The organism is Streptomyces formicae (genome assembly GCF_002556545.1).
In the GTDB taxonomy this organism is placed as follows: domain Bacteria; phylum Actinomycetota; class Actinomycetes; order Streptomycetales; family Streptomycetaceae; genus Streptomyces; species Streptomyces formicae_A.
The window spans coordinates 4,318,775-4,339,808 of sequence record NZ_CP022685.1; the positions used below are offsets into that span (position 1 = coordinate 4,318,775).

Sequence of the window (21,034 nt, forward strand, 5' to 3'; positions counted from 1 at the left end):
TCCTCGGCCCCGCACCCCTGCGCCCCCTCGGCACATCCCCCCTCAGCACCGCCCCTCCCTCCGCCGCCGCTCCGCGCCGTACTCCCCACCCACCCGCCCAAACATTTCCCCCTCACAACACCCGGACAGCCGCCAAATCCAACACGCCAAAAACCCGCGCCGCCCCAGGAGCACACGGTGCGGAGAGCCGGACGGGTGGGAGAGAACAGGTGCCGCCTGGTGCGGAACGCCTGGCGGGGGAGAGAACAGGCGCTGCTCGGTGCGGAGCTCCGGGCGGGGGGGGGAACACGCGCCGGACGGTGCGGAGTGTTGGGCGGGCGGGCGGGAATGGCCGCCGCGGAGCGGGGGAGAACAGGTCCCGGACCGTGCGGAGTGTCGGGCGGGCGGGCGGGAAAAGCCCTCGCGGAGCGGGGGAGAACAGGTCCCGGACCGTGCGGAGTGTTGGGCGGGCGGGCGGGAAAAGCCCTCGCGGAGCGGGGGAGAACAGGTGCCGGACCGTGCGGAGTGTTGGGCGGGCGGGCGGGAAAAGCCCTCGCGGAGCGGGGGAGAACAGGTGCCGGGCCGTGCGGAGTGCCGGGGGGGGAGGCCGGCGCGGAGCGGCGGGGTGGAGTGGCCATGGGACCGCCCACCCGCCGCACGCACAAGCCCCCCCCAAGGCCCCCGGCCACGTATCCGCACTAGGACACCCCCCAAAGGGGCACTATGACGGAGTGGCCCCCACAAGGTCGACGCCCGTAGGCACAGGCACAGGAGCAGGAACCGTCTCGCCGGGACCGGCGCGACGGACCGCGCGCGCCCTGGGCCGCGCCCTCCACTTCCCCGTCACCGGCCCCGCCCGAGGCATCCGCAAGGCCACCCACGCCCACGGCGCGGGCGAATCGGGCCTCGGAAAGCTGATCGAGCTGCACGCGGTGAACGGCGCGGGCGACGTGATGATCACCGTCGCGCTCGCCTCCACCGTCTTCTTCTCCGTGCCGACCGACGAGGCCCGCGGCCGCGTCGCGCTCTACCTCGCCATCACGATGGCGCCGTTCACGCTCCTCGCCCCCGTCATCGGCCCCCTGCTCGACCGGCTCCCGCACGGCCGCCGCGCCGCGATGGCGGGCGCCATGCTGGCCCGCGCCCTGCTCGCGCTCGTCCTCTCGGGCGCGGTCGCCACCGGCAGCGTCGAGCTCTACCCCGCCGCGCTCGGCGTGCTCGTGGCCTCCAAGGCGTACGGAGTGGTCAGAAGCGCCGTCGTGCCACGGCTCCTGCCACCCCGCTTCTCCCTCGTCAAAGCCAACTCCCGCGTCACCCTCGGGGGTCTCCTTGCCACCGCCGTGGCCGCGCCCGTCGGGGCCGGGCTCCAGGCGATCGGCCCGCGCTGGCCGCTCTTCGGCGCCTTCGTGATCTTCGTGTCGGGGATGTTCCTGTCGTTCTCGCTGCCCCGCAAGGTCGACTCGGCCAAGGGCGAGGCCAAGGCGCTGCTCTCCGCCGACGAGGAGCACCTGCACCTGCACGCGCGCGCCGAGGCCGCCTCCGACACCTCCCGCAAGCGGCGGCTCGGGCTGCGCACGGTCGGGCCCGCCGTCACCCACGCCCTGGCCGCCAACGCCGCGCTGCGCTGCCTCTCCGGCTTCCTCATCTTCTTCCTGGCGTTCCTGCTGCGCGAGCATCCGCTGGCCGGGCAGAGCGCCGCGGTCTCGCTCGGCATCGTCGGCGTCTCCGCGGGCGCGGGCAACGCGCTGGGCACCGCGGTCGGCGCCTGGCTGAAGGCGCGGGCGCCCGAGATCATCATCGTGACGGTCGTCGCCGTGGTCCTCGGCGTCGCGATCACCTCCGCGCTGTTCTTCGGCGCGGTGGGCGTGGCCTGTCTGGGCGCCTGCGCCGGTTTCGCGCAGGCCCTGTCGAAGCTGTCCCTGGACGCGCTGATCCAGCGGGACGTCCCCGAGCAGGTCCGCACGTCCGCCTTCGCCCGCTCCGAGACGCTGCTCCAGGTGGCCTGGGTGTTCGGCGGGGCCGTCGGCATCGCGATGCCGCTGAACGGGTCGCTCGGTCTTGCGGTGGCCGCGGGCATCGTCGCGCTCGGCTGGCTCTCGACCGTACGGGGGCTCCTCACCACGGCCCGGCAGGGCGGCCCGCGCCGCACCCGGGTGATCTGAGCACGCCACGCGCTCCGCCCGCCCGCTCCGCCCGCCCGCTCCCCCGCGGACCCGCCCGCGCCGCGCCCGCGACCCCCACGTAACAAGACCCCCCGACGCGCCCGATAGCCTTCGCCCATGACCTCCCTGCTCCGCGGCGGAGCCGCGAATGTGAACAGCGCGGCGCGCCGCCGCCGCACCGTGGCCGCCCTTGGCGCCGTCTCCGCCGGACTCCTCGTCCTCTCGGCCTGCGACAAGCCGACGCCGCTCGCCACCGTGACCGTCGGCAGCGACTCCGTGAACACGGAAGCCTCCTGCTACAACGACGGCAAGGAGCTGAAGGAGTCCCAGCTGAAGTCCTGCCTCCAGGACAAGGACGTGAAGACCGTCAAGGTCGACCCCGACGAGAAGGTCCGCTTCGGCGTCGACCCGGAGGTCGCCGAGAAGGGCTGGACGCTCCTGATGAACGGTCAGCCGCTGACCGAGGCCAGCAAGAAGACGTACGTGGTGATCCCGGGCAGCGTCTTCTTCAACCAGCAGTACGGCGGCGGCGGCAAGAAGTCCACCGTCAGCATCCTCGAGGGCGGCAAGGGCTCCACGCAGAAGGCCACAGGACTGTGGTCGTTCAAGTTCGAGAAGGACTCCGACTCCTGACCTCGTACGACGCGACACCGGGGCCCGCCACGCACACCACGGGCCCCTCCCGCGTTCTCGTCGCCACCGCCGTCCCCGCCGAACGGGACGCGGTGGCGCGGGCGCTGGCCGAACACCCCGGCACCGGCGTCGACGTACTGGCCGTGGGCGTGGGCCCCGCGGCCGCCGCCGCGGGCACGGCGACCGCACTCGCCCGTGCCGACGCCGCAGGCAGGCCCTACCGCCTCGTCGTCTCCGCCGGGATCGGCGGCGGCTTCCAGCCCGACGCGCCCGTCGGCTCGCTCGTCGTCGCCGACGAGATCACCGTCGCCGACCTGGGCGCCGAGACCGGCGACGGCTTCCTGCCGGTGACCGAACTCGGCTTCGGCGCCGTCACCCACCGTCCGCCGCCTTCCCTCGTACGGGGAGCGGCCGATGCCACGGGCGCCGCGAGCGGCACCGTCCTCACCGTCTCCACCGTGACCGGCTCCGCCGCGCGCGCCGCGGCCCTGCGGCTGCGTCATCCGCGCGCCCTGGCAGAGGCGATGGAGGGCTTCGGCGTCGCCGAGGCCGCCGCCCTGCACGCTCTGCCCGTCCTTGAGGTCCGCGCGGTCTCCAACGCGGTCGGCCCCCGGGACCGGGACGCCTGGCGGATCGGTGCCGCGCTCTCGGCATTGACCGAGGCGTTCGGGAAGCTCACGCCCGTACTGGAGAGTTGGAACGACCATGACTGAGTCCCTGCGGATCGCGTACTCGCCCTGCCCCAACGACACGTTCGTCTTCGACGCCTGGGCGCACGGCCGGGTGCCGGGCGCCCCCGCGCTCGACGTCACCTTCGCCGACATCGACATCACCAACGGCATCGCGGAGCGCGGCCCCGCCGCGTCCGACCTGGATGTCCTGAAGGTGTCGTACGCCGTGCTGCCGTACGTCCTCGACGAGTACGCGCTGCTGCCCTGCGGCGGCGCGCTCGGCCGTGGCTGCGGCCCGCTCGTGCTGACCCGTGAGCCCGGCGTCGACCTCACCGGCAAGACGGTCGCCGTGCCGAGCGAGAAGTCGACGGCGTACCTGCTCTTCCGCCTCTGGGCCGCGGACACGCTCACCGGCGGTGGCGTCGGCGAGATCGTGGTGCTGCCCTTCGACCAGATCATGCCCGCGGTGCGCGACGGCAAGGTCGACGCGGGCCTGGTCATCCACGAGGCGCGCTTCACGTACCAGAACTACGGCCTCCACCGCCTCGCCGACATGGGCGAGCACTGGGAGGCGACGACGGGTCTGCCGATTCCGCTCGGTGCGATCATCGCGCGGCGCTCCCTCGGCACGGAGGCGCTGCGCTCGCTCGCCGACGCGGCCCGCGCGTCGGTCCGCATGGCCTGGGACGACCCCGAGGCGTCGCGGCCCTACGTCCTCGAACACGCCCAGGAGATGGACCCGGCCGTCGCCGACCAGCACATCGGCCTGTACGTCAACGAGTTCACGGCGGACCTCGGCGAGGACGGCTACGCGGCCGTGCGGGGGCTTCTCACCCGGGCCGCGGCCGAGGGGCTCGTGCCTGCTCTGCGACCCGGCGCCCTGTCGTTTCCGTGAACGTCCAGATCGCCTGAACGGCTCGTCCTCAAACGCCGGACGGGCTGAAACCAGCCCGTCCGGGCACGAAGTCACACGTCCAGCTGGTCCGCCACCGCTCTCAGGAGCCCAGCGATCTTCGCCCCCGACGCCTTGTCGGGGTAGCGGCCCTTCTCCAGCATCGGTGTGATGTTCTCCAGGAGCGTCGTCAAGTCCTGGACGATCGACGCCAGTTCGTCCGGCTTGCGGCGCTGCGCCGCCGCCACCGAGGGGGTCGGGTCGAGGATCGTGACGGAGAGCGCCTGGTCACCGCGCTGACCAGCGACGACACCGAATTCCACGCGCTGGCCGGGCTTGAGTGTGTCGACGCCGTCGGGCAGTACGGAGGAGTGCACGAAGACGTCGCCGCCGTCGTCGCGGGAGAGGAAGCCGAAGCCCTTCTCGCTGTTGAACCACTTGACCTTGCCGGTAGGCACGTGAAGTCCTCGTCCTCGTACTCGTCGTACTCGTCTATGCCGGTCCGCCCCCACCGGATCGAGGGGGCGAAAACGGCTCTGGATAGCACTACAGCGGGTCGCCCGACCCGCCGCCACCAAGACTATTGGTCCGTGGGCCGGTGACAAGACGTCCCCGGATTCTTCCTTCGCGCTGGGAACTACCCTGGTGGGGTGCGTGACAAAACCCAAGCGAATTCGGCCGGACCGGGCGACGGAATGGTCCGGACCGGAGCAATCGTCTTCTTCGTCGGAGCGGTGGCCACAATGGTCACCGTGGCCCCGCTGTTCCTGGGGTCCGACCCCTTCCCCTCCATCGCGTACGCGGTGTGCATGCTGATGGGCGTCGGGTTCCTCATCGCCGCCGCCGGCGTGCTCCGCGGCGTCGCCGTGCAGCGGCGTCAGGCCAGGTCGAGCACCACCTAGCGGCGCCCGGCCTCAGCTCCCGGCGCCGCCCGCCGCGTAGGCGTCGAGCCAGGCCGGGAACTCGTCGAGCCCGGCGAGGACCACGTCAGCGCCCGCGGCGCGCAGTTCGGCTGCGTCACACGGTCCGGTGGCGACCGCCACGGAGAGCGCGCCCGCCGTACGCGCGCCGCGTACATCACCGGTGTGGTCGCCGACGTACACGGCCGCCCCGTACTCACGCAGCGCCTCCGCCTTCGCCTCCGCCCACAGCGAGCCGATGACCGCGTCCGCCTCGATGCCGAGGTGCGTCAGGTGCAGCTTGGCGTTGGGCTCGTACTTGGCGGTGACCACGATCGCCCGGCCGCCGTGCGCACGCACCGCCGCGACGGCGTCCGCGGCCCCGGCCATGGCGAGGCTCGGCTCGATCGCGTGTGTGACGTAGATCTCCCGGTACCGGTCGGCCGTGTCCTGGATCTCGTCCTCCGGGAACCAGTGCCGCAGCTCCTGCTCCAGCGGCGGGCCGAGCCGCGTGATCGCCAGGTCCGCGTCGACGAACGTCCCCGTCTCCGCGGAAAGCGCCAGGAAGGCCGCCTTGATACCGGGCCGGGAGTCGATCAGGGTCATGTCGAGGTCGAAGCCGACGGTCAGCGTGTGAGAGGTCATGAACCCCATTGTGCCGAGGGCGGCGGGAACCCCCGGCCGTAGACTTAGCCAAGCCTTACCAGCGCCTTGCGACCGCTGCGCCCCACTCCCGTACGCCTCATGTGAAACGAGCCCAGCCGATGCGTGTGCCCGTCAGACGCGCCGTCATGATGACCGCGGCCGTCGTGGCCCTGCTGCTCGCCGTCCTGCTCAGCCTCGCCGTCGGCGCCCGCGCCATCGCGCCGTCCGCCGTCCTGAACGCCCTGCTGCACGGCGGGCACAGTGACGCCGCCGAGGTGATCCGCGAGATGCGGGTGCCGCGCACCGTCATCGGCCTGATGGTCGGCGCCGCGCTCGCCCTGGCAGGGACGGTCCTCCAGGGCATCACCCGCAACCCCATCGCCGACCCCGGCATCCTCGGCATCAGCCAGGGCGCCTCGGTCGGCGTGGTGTGCGCCATCGCCTTCGCGGGCGTCCACACCCTCACCGGCTACGTCTGGTACGCCTTCGTGGGCGCGGGCCTCGCCTCGGTCGCCGTGTACGCGATCGCGGCGAGCGGCAGGGGCGGCGCGACCCCCGTGAAACTCGCGCTCGGCGGCGCCGCGATCAACGCGCTGCTCGTCTCGCTGACCACCGCCGTCCTCACCACCAAGGCGTCCGCCCTCGACGAGTTCCGCTTCTGGCAGGTCGGTTCGCTCTCCGGGCGCGACGCCGAGATCGTCGGCCAGATCTGGCCGTTCCTGCTCGTCGGCCTGGTCCTCGTCCTCGCGGTCGCCCGCGGCCTCGACGCCCTCGCGCTCGGCGAGGACGTGGCCAAGGGACTCGGGCAGAACGTCGCGACCGTACGGATCGTGGGCGGGCTCGGCGCGACGATCCTGACCGGGGCGGGCGTCGCCGCGGCGGGACCCATCGCCTTCATCGGGCTCGCCGTGCCGCACATCGCCCGCGCGATCGTCGGCAGCGACCACCGCTGGGTGCTGCCCATGGCCGCCGTGATCGGGCCCGTGATGCTGCTCGTCTCCGACACCGTGGGCCGGGTGGTCTTCCCGCCGAGCGAGGTGCCCGCGGGCGTGATGACCGCGCTCATCGGGGTGCCGTTCCTGGTGACCCTCGTCCGCAGGAAGGCGGTGGCCGCGTGACGGCGACAGTGCCCACGGGGCGCGTACGGCAGGGGAACATACGCCCCGCCGGATACGCGGTCCTCCGCGTCCACAAGGCCGCTCTCCTCGTCCACCGCCGCGCGGCCGTCGTCGCCGTCGGCCTCGCCGTGCTCCTCGCCGCGAGCTGCCTGGCGTACCTCTGTGTCGGCGAGTCCTTCGTGCACCCGGCCGAGGCCCTGAAGGTCGTCTTCGGGCAGCCCTCCGCCGACGAACTCGTCGTCGGCACCCTGCGCGAACCCCGCCTGGCCGTCGGCCTCCTGGTCGGCGCCGCGTTCGGCGTCGCGGGCGGGCTCATCCAGACCGTCGCCCGCAACCCGCTGGCCAGCCCCGACATCATCGGCATCAGCCAGGGCGCGAGCGCCCTCACCGTCGGCGCGATGACCTTCGGGATCACCTCCTACACCGCCCTGCCCTACCTCTCGGTGCTCGGCGGCGTGCTCGCCGCCGCCCTCGTGTACGTCTTCGCGTGGCGCGGCGGGCTGCACGCCACCCGCTTCGTCCTCATCGGCATCGGCTTCGCGATCGCGCTCCGCTCGGTCACCACGCTCTTCATGACCAAGGGCGACTACCTCGTCGCCCAGCAGGCGCAGATCTGGATGACGGGTTCCCTCAACGGCCGCGGCTGGGCCGAGGCGAACCCGCTCGGCCTGGTCCTTCTCGTACTCCTCCCGTTCGTCTTCTGGGCGGCCCGCGCCCAGCGCTCGGTCACCATGGACGACGACACGGCGACCGCGCTCGGCGTGCGCCTCGGCCGGGTGCGCCTCGGTCTCGTCCTGCTCGGCGTCGTCCTCGCCTCCGTGGCGACCGGCGCGGCGGGCCCCGTCGACTTCGTCGCGCTGCTCGCCCCGCAGATCGCCCGCAGGCTGACCCGCACCGCGCAGATCCCGCTGTTCTGCTCGGCGCTGCTCGGCGCGCTGATCATGGTCGTCGCCGATCTGCTCGCCCGCCGCCTGTTCTCGCCGACGGAGCTGCCGGTGGGCGTCCTCACGGCGGCGGTCGGCGCCCCTTACCTGATCTGGCTCATCATCCGGAGCCGTTCCGTTCGCACTGGAGGCACGCAGTGACCGCCGCCCGCCTGACGGCCAGCGAGCTGACCCTCGCCTACGAGGACCGCACGGTCGTCGACCGCCTCGACCTCGCGATCCCCGACGGCAAGGTCACCGTGATCGTCGGCCCCAACGCCTGCGGCAAGTCCACGACCCTGCGCGCGCTCGGCCGCCTCCTCAAGCCGAAAAGCGGCGCGGTCCTGCTCGACGGCGAGGCCCTCGCGAAGCTCCCGACGAAGCGGATCGCCCAGCAGATCGGGCTGCTCCCGCAGACGCCCGTCGCCCCCGAGGCGATCACCGTCGGCGACCTCGTCGCGCGCGGCCGCCAGCCCCACCAGCACTGGTGGCAGCAGTGGTCCGACGCGGACGAGAAGGCCGTGACGGAGGCGATGGAGCGCACCGACGTGGCCGCGCTCGCCGAGCGTTCCGTCGACGAGCTCTCCGGCGGGCAGCGCCAGCGGGTGTGGATCGCGATGGCCCTCGCCCAGGACACCGGCCTGCTGCTCCTCGACGAGCCGACGACCTACCTGGACATCTCCCACCAGGTCGAGGTCCTTGACCTCGTACGCCAGCTCAACCACGACCGGGGCCGCACGGTCGTGGTGGTCCTGCACGACCTCAACCAGGCCGCGCGGTACGCCGACCACCTCATCGCCATGAAGTCCGGCGAGGTCGTCGCCGAAGGAGCCCCCTCGAAGGTCGTCACCGAGGAACTCGTGCGCGAGGTCTTCGGCCTGGAGTGCGTGGTGGTGCCGGACCCCGTGACCGGCTCCCCCCTGGTCGTCCCCGGGGCGCCGTGGTCCGCGACCGCGCCCGCCCGCACCGGCACATCCGTGTGAACGCGACGAAAGGTGTCCCCATGAATCGCTTCCGCTCCCCGCTGCCGCGCCGCCGCGCCCTGCGCACCGGCGCGCTGGCCCTCACCGGCGCGCTCGCGCTCGCCGCCTGCGGCTCGTCGGACTCCGAAGGGTCCGGCTCATCGGGCGGGACGCACACGGTCAAGACCGCCATGGGCGACGTCAAGGTGAAGGAGCACCCCGAGCGCGTCGTCGTCCTCGACACCGCCGAACTCGACTCCGCGATCTCCCTCGGCGTGAAACCGGTCGGCGCCACCCACGTCGAGGCGTCAAAGGGCTTCCTGGACTACCTGCCCAAGGACGAGCTCGGCGGCATCAAGGACGTCGGCGAGATGATGAACCCCAACATGGAGGCCATCGCGGCACTCGAGCCGGATCTGATCCTGACCTCCAAGATCCGGCACGCGGCGAAGTACGACCAGCTCAAGGCGATCGCGCCGACCGTCATGACGGAGACCACCGGCTACCCCTGGAAGGAGAACTTCCAGGTGCACGCCGACGCGCTCGGCAAGCGGGCCGAGGCGAAGAAGGTCGTCGCCGACTACACCGCCCACACCAAGAAGGTCACCGCGGCCATCGGCGGCCCGGCGAAGGCCCGGCAGACCGAGGTCAACGTCATCCGCTTCATCGAGGGCGCCGACATCCGCCTCTACGGCGACCAGAGCTACATCGCGACCATCCTCAAGGACGTCGGCCTCGGCCGCGCCCCGATCTCGGCGAAGGCCAAGGACGGCTTCTCCTACGACCTGTCCCCCGAGAAGATCGACCTCGCGGACACGGACGTCATCTTCCGCTCCACGTACGGCGATCCGAAGAAGGCCAAGCAGACGCAGACCGTCGGCAGCGGACTGTGGAAGAACATGCGGGCCGTGAAGTCGGGCAACGTCCACACGGTCGACGACGAGCTGTGGATCCAGGGCATCGGCTACACCGCGGCGGACAAGATCCTCGACCAGTTGCAGGCGGACCTGACGAAGACGAAGACGAAGACGGAGTAGCGGGGGGGGGCGGCCTCCCCCAACCCCCGGGCGGCTCACGGCCGTTGCCGCTGCGACCTCCACACCAGGAACAGCGCGGAGGCGACGGCCGCGCCGCGCACCACCCACGGCCAGGTGTCCGCGATGGCGCCGCTCATGTGCCCGTCCTCGATCGGGTCGCCCCAGCGCCCCTCGCTGCGGCCCCACAGCCAGGTGAGCCCCGCGGCCACCGAGAGGGCGGGCAGCCCCAGGGCCGCCATCTTCGCCTCGGTACGGGAGAGTCGGCGCGACGCGTAGGCGATGAGCCAGCCGACGCCGAGCGCGATGAGGTTGCCGAGGACGGCGCCGACGGTGAGGAGCGCGGCGGCGAGCAGGAGCAGGGGGTTGCTGAGGGTCGGGCCTTCGCCCGTGCCGCCGCCCGGACGCGCCCTGCGCACGCGCCAGCGCCGCCTGCGTCCCGCCCCCTTCCCCCCTACCGCCCCTTCTGCCTCTTCTACCCCTTCTGCCTCTTCTTCCTCGTACTCCTCATCCCCCTCATCCCCCTCATCCCCCTCGTCCTTCTCGCGCGCGTCGTCGGGGGACGGCGGAGGCTTGAGTATCTCGGGGATCTCCACGCCGCCGACGAAGCCGGGCACGCTGTCCGCGAAGCCGAACGGGCTGCTGTCTACCCGCCACCAGTCGGGCTCCGAGCCGCTCGGCCCCAGCTCGTCGGTGCCCGCGAGGTGGGGCGGCGCCGGGCGTTCGTCCCACGGCTCGGGCGCGGGAGCCTCCGGTTCCGGGGCGGGGGCCGGGGTGCGGCGGGGCCTCGGGACCATGCGGCGCAGCGCCTTGGGCAGCGTCTCGGAGGCGCCGTCCTCCGCGGGCTCCGCTCGTTCCGTACGCGTACGCCGGGGCCGTGCTCCGCGCTGCGTCGGCACGGCCGCCCCTGGCTCGCTCCGCGCCGCCGGTATGTCGCCGGAGGGCTCGCCGGACGAGTCGCCGGACGTGTCGCCCGCCGATTCGACGACCTCTTCCGGCGTGCCGAGGCGGGCCAGGATGCGGCGGATGGCCGCGGGGTTGTCGGCGACCGCCTTGGCCCTGCTGCGGTCGATCTCGTTCCGGAGCCGGGAGACCAGCCGCATCCGGGTGCCGGACGGCAACTGCCGCTGCTGGGCGAGGTCTCCGACCCGGCTCAGATAGTCGAAGACCAGCTGATCGCTCTCGATCCCCACGAAGTCCCCTCCGGGGCGGCTGCGTTGACGCGGCGCGGTGGTGCGCGGTGTCCACGACGGTACCGTCTCCTGGCGGAGGCGCCCACTTGAGAGCCGGTGACGGACCCGACGAGAGCGGGTGACGGCCCCCGCGCCTCGTCGTCCCGTACCTCCGTAGGGGGCCGCCTCCCCCTCAAGTCGTACGGGAACGCCCCCTCCTGTTGGACCAAAGGGCGACGTGCGAGGTGGACCGCAGACCGATGTGCGGGCGCCGCGCGGAAACCATCATGGAGACATGAGCGCAGCAACCTTCACCCCCGCGTCCGTCCCGTCCTCCGCCGGTGCCGCAGGAACCCACGACGCCCCGCACCCGCACCGCCTGGGCGGTGCCCTGCGTGCCGCCAAGGTCTTCGTGAACGCCGCGTTCGGCGTCGTCGTGCTCGGTGAGTACGCGTCGGAGGCCGGGGTCCGGCGCCGCTGACCCCGGGGCCACTAAGGTCGCGCCGTGACAGCACGGACAGCGACCTTCCGATCACCCACCGCGGCCGCACTACTTCTCGGGCTCTCGCTCGCCGCCCTGGCCGCCCTCTGCGTCGTCCAGCGCGTGCCGATGGCCGACACGCTGGTCTACCGGGCCGAGGGTGCCGCGGTCGCGGACGGCCGTGATCTGTACGGGTTCACGGTCACCGAGTGGCAACTGCCCGCCACCTACCCGCCGTTCGCCGCGATCCTCTTCGTACCGACGACCTGGCTGCCGCTGGGCGCCCTGAAGGCCGTCTTCCTCGCGGGCAACGTGGCGCTGCTCGCGCTCCTGGTCCGGCTCTCCTGCACGCTGGTGGGCCTGCCCGTCCGCGTCCCGCTCCTGTGCGCCGCGACCGCCGTCGGCCTCTGGCTCGAACCCGTCTTCCAGACCGTCCTGTTCGGGCAGATCAACCTCGCGCTCGCCTGCCTGGTCCTGTGGGACCTCACCCGGCGGCCCGGCACCCTCGGCAAGGGCTTCGCGCTGGGCGTCGCGGCCGGGATCAAGCTGACGCCCGCCGTGTTCATCGCGTACTACCTGCTGACGGGGCGCGTACGCGAAGGGCTCACCGCCCTCGCCTCCCTGGCGGGCACCGTGGCGTTCGGCGCGCTCGCCCTGCCCGGCGCCACCGTCGACTTCTTCACGCGGCGCGTGTTCGAGACGGGCCGGGTCGGCAAGGCGTGGATCGTCGACAACCAGTCGCTGCAAGGGCTCGTCGCGCGCGTGCTGCACGAGGCGGAGCCGGGCGCGGCGTGGGCCGTCCCCGCGGCGCTCGTCGGGGTCGGCGGCCTGTGGCTCGCGGCGCGCGTCCACGCGGGGACACCGGGCTCCGCGCCAAGCTCCGCGCGGGCCGTCCTGGTGACGGCCCTCACCGCGCTCCTCGTCTCCCCCATCAGCTGGTCCCACCACTGGGTGTGGTGCGTGCCGCTGCTCGCGCTGCTGGTCGCGGAGGGCAGGGGGCGCCTCGCCGCGGGGGTGGCCGCGCTCTTCACGGCCCGCACGTTCTGGCTGCTCCCGCACCAGGGGGACCTGGACCTGCGACTCCCCTGGTGGCAGCAGCCGCTGGCGTCGCCGTACGCACTGCTCGGCCTGGGGCTGGGGCTGGGGCTCCTAGCGTCAGTCCTCGGCCAGCAGAATGTCCGCGTCGTCGAACACCCGCAGGACGACGAGCAGGAGGCGGCCGCGCGACACCATGTACTCAGCCACGATCTGTGAGGTCAGGCGGATCTCCCGGTCCTGCTCGCCCACGCCGATCGACCGCGAGTGCTCCGTGTACGGATCGCGCGCCAGGATCTCGATCGCCTTGTCGAAGGACGCCCTGCGCACAGGGTCGAGGCGGTCACGGTCCTGGGCTGCGGGCTCGGTGTAGAGCACCTCGTAGATTTCCTGGTGAGGCATGGCGCCCTCCTTGCCCTCGGCGTGGCTGGTTCCGTCGACTTCCCGGCAACTCCCCAGCGTACCGATCGCCGGTGAAGCACGGGGGAGCCAACCGGAAGACGCCCCGTCCTGGAGACCGCCTGTCAGCCCCCGGCCAGCAGCTCGTCCGCGTCCATGATCCGGTACGCGTACCCCTGCTCGGCGAGGAACCGCTGGCGGTGGGCGGCGAAGTCCTGGTCGATGGTGTCGCGGGCGACGACGGAGTAGAAGCGGGCCTCGTGGCCGTCCGCCTTGGGCCGCAGCACGCGCCCGAGCCGCTGGGCCTCCTCCTGCCGCGAGCCGAACGTGCCCGACACCTGGATGGCGACGGTGGCCTCCGGCAGGTCGATGGAGAAGTTGGCGACCTTGGAGACGACGAGGACGGAGATCTCGCCCTCCCGGAAGGCGTCGAAGAGCTTCTCGCGCTGCGCGTTGGTCGTCTCGCCCTTGATGACGGGCGCGCCCAGGTGCTCGCCCAGCTCGTCGAGCTGGTCGATGTACTGCCCGATGACGAGGGTCTGCTCACCTGCGTGCTTCTTGACCAGCGCCTCCGTCACCTTCCTCTTCGTCGCCGTGGTGGCGCAGAACCGGTACTTCTCCTCGGCCTCGGCGGTGGCGTACGCGAGTCGCTCGCTGTCGGTGAGGTTGACCCGCACCTCCACGCAGTCGGCGGGCGCGATGTAGCCCTGCGCCTCGATCTCCTTCCACGGGGCGTCGAAGCGCTTGGGCCCGATGAGCGAGAAGACGTCGGACTCGCGCCCGTCCTCGCGTACGAGGGTGGCGGTGAGCCCGAGACGGCGGCGCGCCTGGAGGTCGGCGGTGAACTTGAAGACGGGCGCGGGCAGCAGGTGCACCTCGTCGTAGATCACGAGCCCCCAGTCGCGCGAGTCGAAGAGCTCGAGGTGCGGATAGATGCCCTTCCGCTTGGTCGTGAGCACCTGGTACGTGGCGATGGTGACGGGCCGGATCTCCTTCCTGGTCCCGCTGTACTCGCCGATCTCGTCCTCGGTCAGCGAGGTGCGCTTCACCAGCTCGTGCTTCCACTGGCGGGCGGAGACGGTGTTGGTGACGAGGATGAGGGTGGTGGCCTTGGCCTGCGCCATGGCCCCCGCGCCCACCAGCGTCTTGCCCGCCCCACAGGGCAGCACGACGACACCGCTGCCACCGTGCCAGAACCCCTCGACGGCCTGCTGCTGATAGGGCCGCAGCGACCAGCCGCTCTCGTCAAGATCGATCTTGTGGGCCTCGCCGTCGACGTACCCCGCGAGGTCCTCGGCGGGCCAGCCCAGCTTGAGCAGGGTCTGCTTGACCTGCCCGCGCTCAGAGGGGTGCACGACGACGGTGTCCGGGTCGACCCGCTCCCCGACCAGCGGCTGGACCTTCTTCGACCGCAGGATCTCTTCGAGCACGGGCCGGTCGGTGGTGGTGAGGACGAGCCCGTGGGTGGGGTGCTTGGAGAGCGTGAGCCGCCCGTAGCGCGCCATCGTCTCGGCGATGTCGACGAGCAGCGCGTGCGGCACGGGATACCGCGAGAACTCCACGAGCGCGTCCACGACCTGCTCGGCGTCGTGCCCGGCGGCCCGCGCATTCCACAGCCCGAGCGGCGTCACGCGATAGGTATGAATGTGCTCGGGAGCACGCTCCAGCTCCGCGAAGGGCGCGATGACACGTCGGCAGGCATCGGCCTGCTCGTGGTCGACCTCGAGCAGGAGGGTCTTGTCCGACTGGACAATGAGGGGACCGTTCACGCGAGCGCCCTTTCCGATAGGCCAAACGTCCAGTGTGCCGCATGCGCCGCTGATCAAGCGGTCCGCGCGATGACACCGTGCCGCTTCCGCACCTGGACGACCTGGGCCAGCGTCTCCGTGGCTCGCCGTGTGTCCCCGGTCCGGTGATACAGCTCCACGGCGAGCTCCAGGTTCTCCAGAGCCTCGCTGTTACTGCCCTGCCGGAGGAGTACTTCCGCCAGGCTCCTCAGCTCGTGGGCCAGCCGGTGGTCGTCTCGGCTCTCCACGAGTGCCTCCAGAGCCAGGGTGTGCAGCCGCACCGCCTTGCTCCACTTGCCCTGGCTATGGCGTACGAGGGCCATTCCCCCCAGGGCCGTCGCCTCGCCGTGGCTCTCCCCCAGGCGCCGGAAGGTATCCAGCGCTTCCTGCTGTGCGGTGAGGGCCGCATCCAGCTCTCCGGCGGCGATGAGTGTGCCTGCGTAGTTGGCCAGCTCGATCGCCCTGTCGTGGGGCAGGAGCAGCCCGTCAGACATCTCCAGCGCGCGCTTGTGCAGTTCCAGAGCCTGTTCGGCCTTACCCGCGTCGCGCGTCGCTCTGGCGAGGCCACTCAAGGCGCGGGCGTAACCACGCAGGTCGCCCTCCTTCCGGAAGATCTTCGCGGACTTCCGGAGCGCACGTGCGGCCTTCTTCCTGCGCCCCAGTTCGGACTGCGTCTCCCCGATGCTGCTGAGAGCCCGCGCCACTCCGATCCCGTCACCGACGCGCTCGGACAGCTGTGCCGCTTCGGTATGGGTCGCCACGGCCTCCTCGAACTTGCGCTGCTCGTGGAGCGTGAGCCCGAGGTTGTTCAGCGCGTCGGCCAAAGCCGGGTACTGCTGCATTCTCCGGAACATCTTGATGGCTTTGAGATGAGTACGAAAGGATTTGCCCAGTCTGCGCTGGTCCAGAAGCACTACCCCGAGTGAGCTCAGCAGAGCGGCTCTCCGCGGGCCATCCTGACAGCGTCGGCTCGACCGGATGCCTGTGATCAGCACCTCTTCGGCATCCTCCAGATAACGCATGGCTGCCAGGAGGTGGGCGACGGGGGCCGCGAGGGCGGCGCACACCGGATCGCTGCCGACTTCGTGGGCACAGTCGACCACCGCGACCAAGCTTCGCCGCTCGGCTTCCAGCCATCGCAGCGCCTCTGCTCGGTCCCTGAAGCAGGAGCTCGCCGTGGGTTGCGGTGCAGCGGGGTCGAAGACCCTTTCACACGCCTGGGTGGCCATCTCGTGGAAGTGGGCGAACAGCCGCCCACGGTCTTCGTCCCACGGATCGCCGTGTGACCTGAGCCGCTCCCAGGCGTACAGCTGCACGAGACTGTGCAGCTGCCAGCGACCATAGGACTCCCGCGGCTCGACCAGGTGCCTGCGCACAAGGTCCTCCAGAAGACGCTCCGATTCGTTGCGCCCTTCGCCGTACAACCGCGCCGCAGCCTCGGTGGAGAAGTCCGGCCCGGGATGCAGGCACATCAGCCGGAAGAACCTGGCCTGTTCATCGGTGAGTCTTCGATAGGACAGTTCGAAGGCGGCTGCCACAGCGCGTTCCTCCCGGCTCAGCAGGGAGAGCCGGGAGTGTGCGTCCTGAATCTCGCGACGGAGGTGGGACAGGGGCCGGGTCGGTACGTCCACCAGCAGGGACGCCACGATGCGCAGCGCCAGTGGTAGCCCGCCGCACAACGCGACGAGCTGGTCGGCATCGTCGGGCTCGTCGGCCACACGCGAGTCCTCGGGCAGGGCCGTGACCAGGGCTTTGCCGAGCAGGTCCCGCCCCTCGTCGGCGGGCAGCTCTCGCAGCGTCAGAGCCAGAGCATCCAGCCCGGCGAGGGAGTGCCGCGCAGACAGGAGCGTGGCAGTGCGCCCGTCGCTGGGCAGTAGATGGCGAATCTTGTCAGTGACGGGGACGTCGTCCAGGACCACCAGGACCCGTCGGCCGGCACCGGCAAACGCATCGAGCGCGGAACGGCAGGCATTCGCCCGTTCCTCGACCCGGTTGGGTATGTGTTGCGGGGGAACGCCGAGGGCTCGCAGCAGCGTGCCGAGCGCACGTTTCGGTGACAGCCTGCTCTCTACGTCGTAGCCATGCAGATCGACGTAGAGCACCCCACCAGGAAACCAGCCCTTCTCCCGCAACGCCCGGTGGGCGACCTGGAGCAGCAGTTCGGTCTTGCCCGTACCGGCGAGCCCCGTCACCGCCACCGTCACAGCCCTGTCGTTCGGCGCCGTCGGATCCAGAGCCGCGAGGACGCGGTCCAGTTGGCTGCGGCGGCCCGCGAAAGCGACGGACGCCGGGGGGAGTCCGGCGAGCGCGGGGTCAGGGCGGTCCGGGAGCGTCAGCGTGACGTGCTGGCCTTGGACGACGAAGCCGAAGAGGACTCCTCCGTCGATGTGATTCTCAACGTTGTGGGTCATCCCTCAGCCTGTCGGAGCCGGGCAACAGCCCTGCTGTAGGCAATGACCTCGGCCTTGGTGAACATGTCCTTGTTCTCCTCGGTGACCATGTAGCCGACCTCACACCCAGCGTGGAAGAAGACGGGGTCGATGCCCAACTCCTCTGCCAGGTCCGCCATGTCCAGCATCATGCTGTCGATGTCGTTCCTGGTGATGGGGGTGGGTTCGGAAGCATCGAGATCGAAGAACAGCGGATCGCCCGGACCCGGTTCGCGCCCGAACTTCTTCCGGAAGCAGTCCACCTGGAGTTCCAGGAGCTCTACGGCCTCGGTCGACAAGTGCCTCACGGAGCTGCCGTCCGCGTTCCATATGGCCTTGACGGGATGGTCACCCGGGTCGCGTGCGCCCGCCGACTCCTCGTGCTTGTCCCGCATCCTGCGCTGCACTGCCTTGCGCACAGCATGGCGCCGTTCGGCCCACCGCTCGTCCGGTTCCTCCTGTGCCCCGTCCGGACCGTCGACGCTGTTCGGCTCTTCGAGGTCGTCCGCTTCGCGCCGGGCGGCCGAGCTGACGCCCATCCGGAAGTACGTGCCTGCCTGGTCCAGCTCGTCCGGAGTGATCGATCCGAACGCTGTCGTCACCTCGGGCGCACCCAGTTCGAAAGCCAGGCGCGGCAGGGCAAGCCCAGGAGAACTGGTCCAGAGCAGCGCCTCGGAGGGAATCGGCTGGGTGAACGCGGGGACGGCGAGCAGACGCCCAAGAGCGTCGGACACGGTCATCTCCAACTCAGGGGCGACAAGCAGGATGTCGAGCACCCGAACCAACGGCAAAGCCTCGTTCAGGGACAGAGCCCACGCCTGGGCATGTTTGCCGAGATCCTCCAGAGGTTCGCCGGGGTTCGCCAGAAGTGCCGCGTACAAAGCCGGCAGCAGCACACCGGATTCCTTCTTCACCGATAGCCCGGCGTCGCGCAGTCGGCGTAGCCCGGCACGGAGAACGGCCTGAGGGGTGTCCTCATTCCATGAAGCCTCGTCCTCGGACTTCCAGAACCGCTTGAGTCGCTCCTTGGCGTCTCCGGGTGGCTCGGGGAGCCGCAGGTCCGGGGGCGGCCCACAGATCACCCGGCATCCTCGGAGCGCCGCCTCGGGCAGCAGGCGCCGGGGCAGGCGACGCCGGTCGAGTCCTGCGGCTTCGAGACGGCCGATGAGCGCCAGCATCAGCTTCCCGTCGTCCACGGCCAATCCGAGCTCCGAACTCAGTGCGACGGCCTCGCGCACAAAACGCTCGATCGCCTTGCCATGGGCGGTTCCCCGCAAGAGGCGCAACCAGGCGTCACGCGCGTTGGCGAACGCGAACTCGTCCGTGAAGGGCTCCCGTGAGCACAGGGTTCCCAGGAACAGCGCGTCCAGCGGGTCGATCTGCTGGTACCAGTACGGTGCCGTACCTTCCTGCTGGGCGAGGCCCAGGACTCCATAACCACACGCATACGCGGCAGCGAGGCTGAAGTTGTCCGGCTCGTTCACGTCCAGCAGCCGGACGAGCGCTTCCTCGCCGAGCGTTTGCGGGTCACCACAGGCTGCGGCTGAGGCGCCCACGCCTGCTCTCCGGGCCCGCTGCTCCTGCCTTTTCCTCGAAGCTTTGCCCACATCGCCCTCCCAGGTTCAGGGTGGCGCATCGCGCGGACGCGGACAGGGAATCCGCAGAACTTCGACGCGCGGTCCCGGGAGGCGTAGATCACCTGGCGCACGTGGGCCACGGAAAGCAGCCCGTTTTGCAGTTACACGTTCACGCACCCGCGTCCGTAGTCTCCGCTGGCGATTGCGAGGTCTCGGCGAAGAGGTCCTCCGCCGTGGCAGCCGTGAGGGAGCGGTCGAACCAGAGGCCGAGGGTGTCGAGGTCGGTGCACGAGGTGATGCGTTCCCGGGCGTCTTCGGAGACGTGGACGTCACGCGACTCCAGCACGCGCAGGATCAAGGAGGCGCGGTCCTCGGCGATTCCTTCCGCCTTGCCCTCCGCCTTACCTTCCGCCTTGCCCTCCGCCTTGCCCTCGAGGTACGCCGTCTCGCGAACCGTGCCGCGTCCGGGGAAGTAGCTGACGAAACCCATGATTTCCCTCCATTTGTCTCCGGCTGCGGTGCCCCGCAGGTTGATGTCCAGGAACTCGTAGAAGTAGTCGGCTGCCCTTCCGTCCTGATCTTGAAGGGCGTGGCCGAATGCCTCCAGTATGGCGTCGATCTGCGGGCTGCGGGCGTGAGCCAGGGCGGAGAACGCCGCCATCGCGGGGTTCTCCGCCGCGGTCCGCTGATCGGTGATCACCGGCAGGTTGTCGGGGCCGACGACCATCGGATGCGTGCGCTGGGTGGTCCAGCCCCGGGTGGCGCAGTCGAAGGGCCCGCTCGCCCACTTGGCCGTGGCCTGGTCCTGGCAGACCACGAGCAGCAGCACGGGCAGGCAGTACTTGGACTGGAGGTACGCCACGTAGTACGCCCAGCTCAATTCCTTGCCCGGCTTCCGCGCCCCCTGCGCCTCGATGGCCAGCAGGAAGTCGTCGCCGTCGGAGGGACCGATGCGCAGCACGGTGTCCACGCGGCGCTCGAGCGGCTTCGTCTCCGTCACGTCCGGAGTGAGCGCGTCGAGGGTCGCCTTCTCGGGGAAGGCGATGCCCAGCGCACGGAAGACGGGGGCGAGGATCTCTGGCCGCTCCTGGAAAATGCGGTGCAGGCCCTCGTGGGCTGAACTGACCATGTGCGCAACTTAGGTTGATCACCGGCACGGCCGTCCGGCCAATCGGGATGCGTTCACTCTTTCGAGGGCGACAGGAACGTTCACCCGGCGCGATGCGGCTCGCGCGGCGGGTAACTCACGCCTTTCATAAGGGAGTTGTCGCGCCTGCCCCGCCGGAGCGCGCCCTTCGCGGGAAGCGAAAGGAGCTGCCCCAGCACCCGCGTCACCCCATCGTGGTGACCATGGTCGAACGAGTAGCTGTTCTTTCCGACATCCATGGAGTCCTGCCCGCCCTGGAGGCGGTGCTGGCCGAACAGGACGTGCGTACGGCGGATCGCATCGTGCTCACCGGTGACATCGCCTCCGGTCCGCAGCCCACCGAGGTGCTCGACCTGTTGGCCGGTCTCGGTGACCGCGTCGTCTGGATCAGTGGCAACGCCGACCGCGAGCTGCTCGAACAGCGCCGCGGTGCGGGCGGCGCCGCCCCCGATGCCGTCACCCCCTGGGCCGCGGAACAGCTGCGTACGGAACACCTCACCCTGCTGGACAGCGCGCAGCGGTCACTGCGCCTGCCGCTTCCCGGTCTCGGCGACGTCCTGTTCTGCCACGCCACTCCCCGCGACGACGAGGAGGTCGTGCTCGTCGACTCCCGTCCCGAGCGGTGGCAGGAGGTTCTCGGCGATCTGGACCAGGACGTACGCACGGTGGTCTGCGGGCACACCCACATGCCGTTCGTCCGGCTCGCGCACGGCCGCCTGGTCATCAACCCGGGAAGCGTCGGCATGCCCTACGGCAGGCCGGGTGCCCACTGGGCGCTCCTCGGCCCCGGTGTCGACCTGCGGACCACGCACTACGACATCGAAGCCGCCGTCAGCCGGGTGGCCCGGGAGTCCGGCTTCCCCGATGCCGCGGAGTGGGCCGACTACTACCTGCGGGCCCGCGCCTCCGACATCGAGGCACTCGCCGTCTTCGGACCGCGCGACGGGCGACCAGGGCAGGAGGAGTAGGGGGAGGGAGGAGGAGGGAGGGGTGGGGGTGGGGAGGGGCTGCGCGGCGGGGTGTGTCCCGGGGCGCGGTGCGCAGCGCGGCACGCACCGCCGCGCGGACAACCGCACTGCCCGCCCGGCC

General features: G+C 71.1%; 20 protein-coding genes. 12 read left to right on the forward strand and 8 right to left on the reverse strand.

Annotated features, from left to right (window positions below; translation table 11 throughout):
- Window positions 1–710 precede the first annotated feature (710 nt).
- The 4 genes from KY5_RS18300 to KY5_RS18315 all read left to right on the forward strand — a co-directional run bounded on the left by KY5_RS18300 (window position 711) and on the right by KY5_RS18315 (window position 4,340).
- Window positions 711–2,141, forward strand: coding sequence for an MFS transporter (locus tag KY5_RS18300; RefSeq protein WP_098243272.1), 1,431 nt, complete (start codon window positions 711–713; stop codon window positions 2,139–2,141).
- 117 nt (window positions 2,142–2,258) lie between these two features.
- Window positions 2,259–2,774, forward strand: coding sequence for a DUF2771 domain-containing protein (locus KY5_RS18305; RefSeq protein WP_098243273.1), 516 nt, complete (start codon window positions 2,259–2,261; stop codon window positions 2,772–2,774).
- Entirely contained in the window at window positions 2,771–3,487 is a 717-nt protein-coding gene (locus KY5_RS18310) for a futalosine hydrolase (RefSeq protein ID WP_098247329.1), read from the forward strand. The genes KY5_RS18305 and KY5_RS18310 overlap by 4 nt, the downstream gene beginning before the upstream one ends.
- The gene (locus KY5_RS18315; protein WP_199843134.1) at window positions 3,480–4,340 is read left to right on the forward strand and encodes a 1,4-dihydroxy-6-naphthoate synthase; all 861 of its coding nucleotides are present in this window, start codon (window positions 3,480–3,482) and stop codon (window positions 4,338–4,340) included. Before KY5_RS18310 ends, KY5_RS18315 begins: the two co-directional genes overlap by 8 nt.
- A gap of 71 nt (window positions 4,341–4,411) precedes the next feature.
- Here KY5_RS18315 and KY5_RS43080 read toward each other — a convergent pair whose 3' ends face one another.
- Entirely contained in the window at window positions 4,412–4,795 is a 384-nt protein-coding gene (locus KY5_RS43080; RefSeq protein WP_098243274.1) for a cold-shock protein, read from the reverse strand.
- A gap of 192 nt (window positions 4,796–4,987) precedes the next feature.
- Here KY5_RS43080 and KY5_RS18325 point away from each other — a divergent pair, with 192 nt between their 5' ends.
- Window positions 4,988–5,239: a hypothetical protein gene (locus KY5_RS18325; RefSeq protein ID WP_098243275.1), complete on the forward strand. Its 252-nt coding sequence runs from the start codon at window positions 4,988–4,990 to the stop codon at window positions 5,237–5,239.
- A 12-nt stretch (window positions 5,240–5,251) separates the two neighbouring features.
- On the opposite strand, the gene KY5_RS18330 is transcribed toward KY5_RS18325, so the two are convergent.
- The gene (locus KY5_RS18330) at window positions 5,252–5,881 is read right to left on the reverse strand and encodes an HAD family hydrolase (protein ID WP_098243276.1); all 630 of its coding nucleotides are present in this window, start codon (window positions 5,879–5,881) and stop codon (window positions 5,252–5,254) included.
- Between the two features lie 119 nt (window positions 5,882–6,000).
- Between KY5_RS18330 and KY5_RS18335 the strand changes: the two genes are divergently transcribed.
- The 4 genes from KY5_RS18335 to KY5_RS18350 are packed head-to-tail and all read left to right on the forward strand — an operon-like array spanning window position 6,001 to window position 9,921.
- Complete coding sequence (locus KY5_RS18335; protein WP_098243277.1) at window positions 6,001–6,999, forward strand: FecCD family ABC transporter permease; 999 nt, start codon at window positions 6,001–6,003, stop codon at window positions 6,997–6,999.
- Window positions 6,996–8,084, forward strand: a complete 1,089-nt coding sequence (locus KY5_RS18340; protein ID WP_234362780.1) for a FecCD family ABC transporter permease — start codon at window positions 6,996–6,998, stop codon at window positions 8,082–8,084. The genes KY5_RS18335 and KY5_RS18340 overlap by 4 nt, the downstream gene beginning before the upstream one ends.
- Entirely contained in the window at window positions 8,081–8,905 is an 825-nt protein-coding gene (locus KY5_RS18345) for an ABC transporter ATP-binding protein (protein WP_098243278.1), read from the forward strand. Before KY5_RS18340 ends, KY5_RS18345 begins: the two co-directional genes overlap by 4 nt.
- A 20-nt stretch (window positions 8,906–8,925) precedes the next feature.
- A complete protein-coding gene (locus KY5_RS18350) occupies window positions 8,926–9,921 on the forward strand; it encodes an ABC transporter substrate-binding protein (protein ID WP_098243279.1) in 996 nt (331 codons plus the stop codon).
- 35 nt (window positions 9,922–9,956) lie between these two features.
- Here the strand turns inward: KY5_RS18350 and KY5_RS18355 are convergent, their stop codons facing one another.
- Window positions 9,957–11,111 carry a hypothetical protein gene (locus KY5_RS18355; RefSeq protein WP_098243280.1) on the reverse strand — a complete coding sequence of 385 codons (1,155 nt, stop codon included), beginning with the start codon at window positions 11,109–11,111 and terminating at the stop codon, window positions 9,957–9,959.
- Window positions 11,112–11,385: 274 nt separating this feature from the next.
- Here KY5_RS18355 and KY5_RS18360 point away from each other — a divergent pair, with 274 nt between their 5' ends.
- Both KY5_RS18360 and KY5_RS18365 read left to right on the forward strand, forming a co-directional pair.
- Window positions 11,386–11,571 carry a hypothetical protein gene (locus tag KY5_RS18360; RefSeq protein ID WP_098243281.1) on the forward strand — a complete coding sequence of 62 codons (186 nt, stop codon included), beginning with the start codon at window positions 11,386–11,388 and terminating at the stop codon, window positions 11,569–11,571.
- A 24-nt stretch (window positions 11,572–11,595) separates the two neighbouring features.
- The gene (locus KY5_RS18365) at window positions 11,596–12,825 is read left to right on the forward strand and encodes a glycosyltransferase 87 family protein (RefSeq protein WP_418952792.1); all 1,230 of its coding nucleotides are present in this window, start codon (window positions 11,596–11,598) and stop codon (window positions 12,823–12,825) included.
- Here KY5_RS18365 and KY5_RS18370 read toward each other — a convergent pair.
- The 5 genes from KY5_RS18370 to KY5_RS18390 all read right to left on the reverse strand — a co-directional run bounded on the left by KY5_RS18370 (window position 12,727) and on the right by KY5_RS18390 (window position 19,927).
- Window positions 12,727–13,008: a hypothetical protein gene (locus KY5_RS18370; RefSeq protein WP_098243282.1), complete on the reverse strand. Its 282-nt coding sequence runs from the start codon at window positions 13,006–13,008 to the stop codon at window positions 12,727–12,729. The two genes, KY5_RS18365 and KY5_RS18370, sit on opposite strands and share 99 nt — an antisense overlap.
- Before the next feature lie 122 nt (window positions 13,009–13,130).
- On the reverse strand, window positions 13,131–14,774 hold the full coding sequence (locus KY5_RS18375; RefSeq protein ID WP_098243283.1) for a DNA repair helicase XPB: 1,644 nt from the start codon (window positions 14,772–14,774) through the stop codon (window positions 13,131–13,133).
- Window positions 14,775–14,827: 53 nt separating this feature from the next.
- Window positions 14,828–17,203, reverse strand: a complete 2,376-nt coding sequence (locus tag KY5_RS18380; protein ID WP_098243284.1) for a tetratricopeptide repeat protein — start codon at window positions 17,201–17,203, stop codon at window positions 14,828–14,830.
- Window positions 17,200–18,777 carry a hypothetical protein gene (locus KY5_RS18385; RefSeq protein WP_098243285.1) on the reverse strand — a complete coding sequence of 526 codons (1,578 nt, stop codon included), beginning with the start codon at window positions 18,775–18,777 and terminating at the stop codon, window positions 17,200–17,202. The genes KY5_RS18380 and KY5_RS18385 overlap by 4 nt, the downstream gene beginning before the upstream one ends.
- A gap of 190 nt (window positions 18,778–18,967) precedes the next feature.
- Window positions 18,968–19,927, reverse strand: a complete 960-nt coding sequence (locus KY5_RS18390; protein ID WP_098243286.1) for a hypothetical protein — start codon at window positions 19,925–19,927, stop codon at window positions 18,968–18,970.
- A 221-nt stretch (window positions 19,928–20,148) separates the two neighbouring features.
- Between KY5_RS18390 and KY5_RS18395 the strand changes: the two genes are divergently transcribed.
- Window positions 20,149–20,913 carry a metallophosphoesterase family protein gene (locus KY5_RS18395; protein WP_098247333.1) on the forward strand — a complete coding sequence of 255 codons (765 nt, stop codon included), beginning with the start codon at window positions 20,149–20,151 and terminating at the stop codon, window positions 20,911–20,913.
- Window positions 20,914–21,034: the final 121 nt, after the last annotated feature.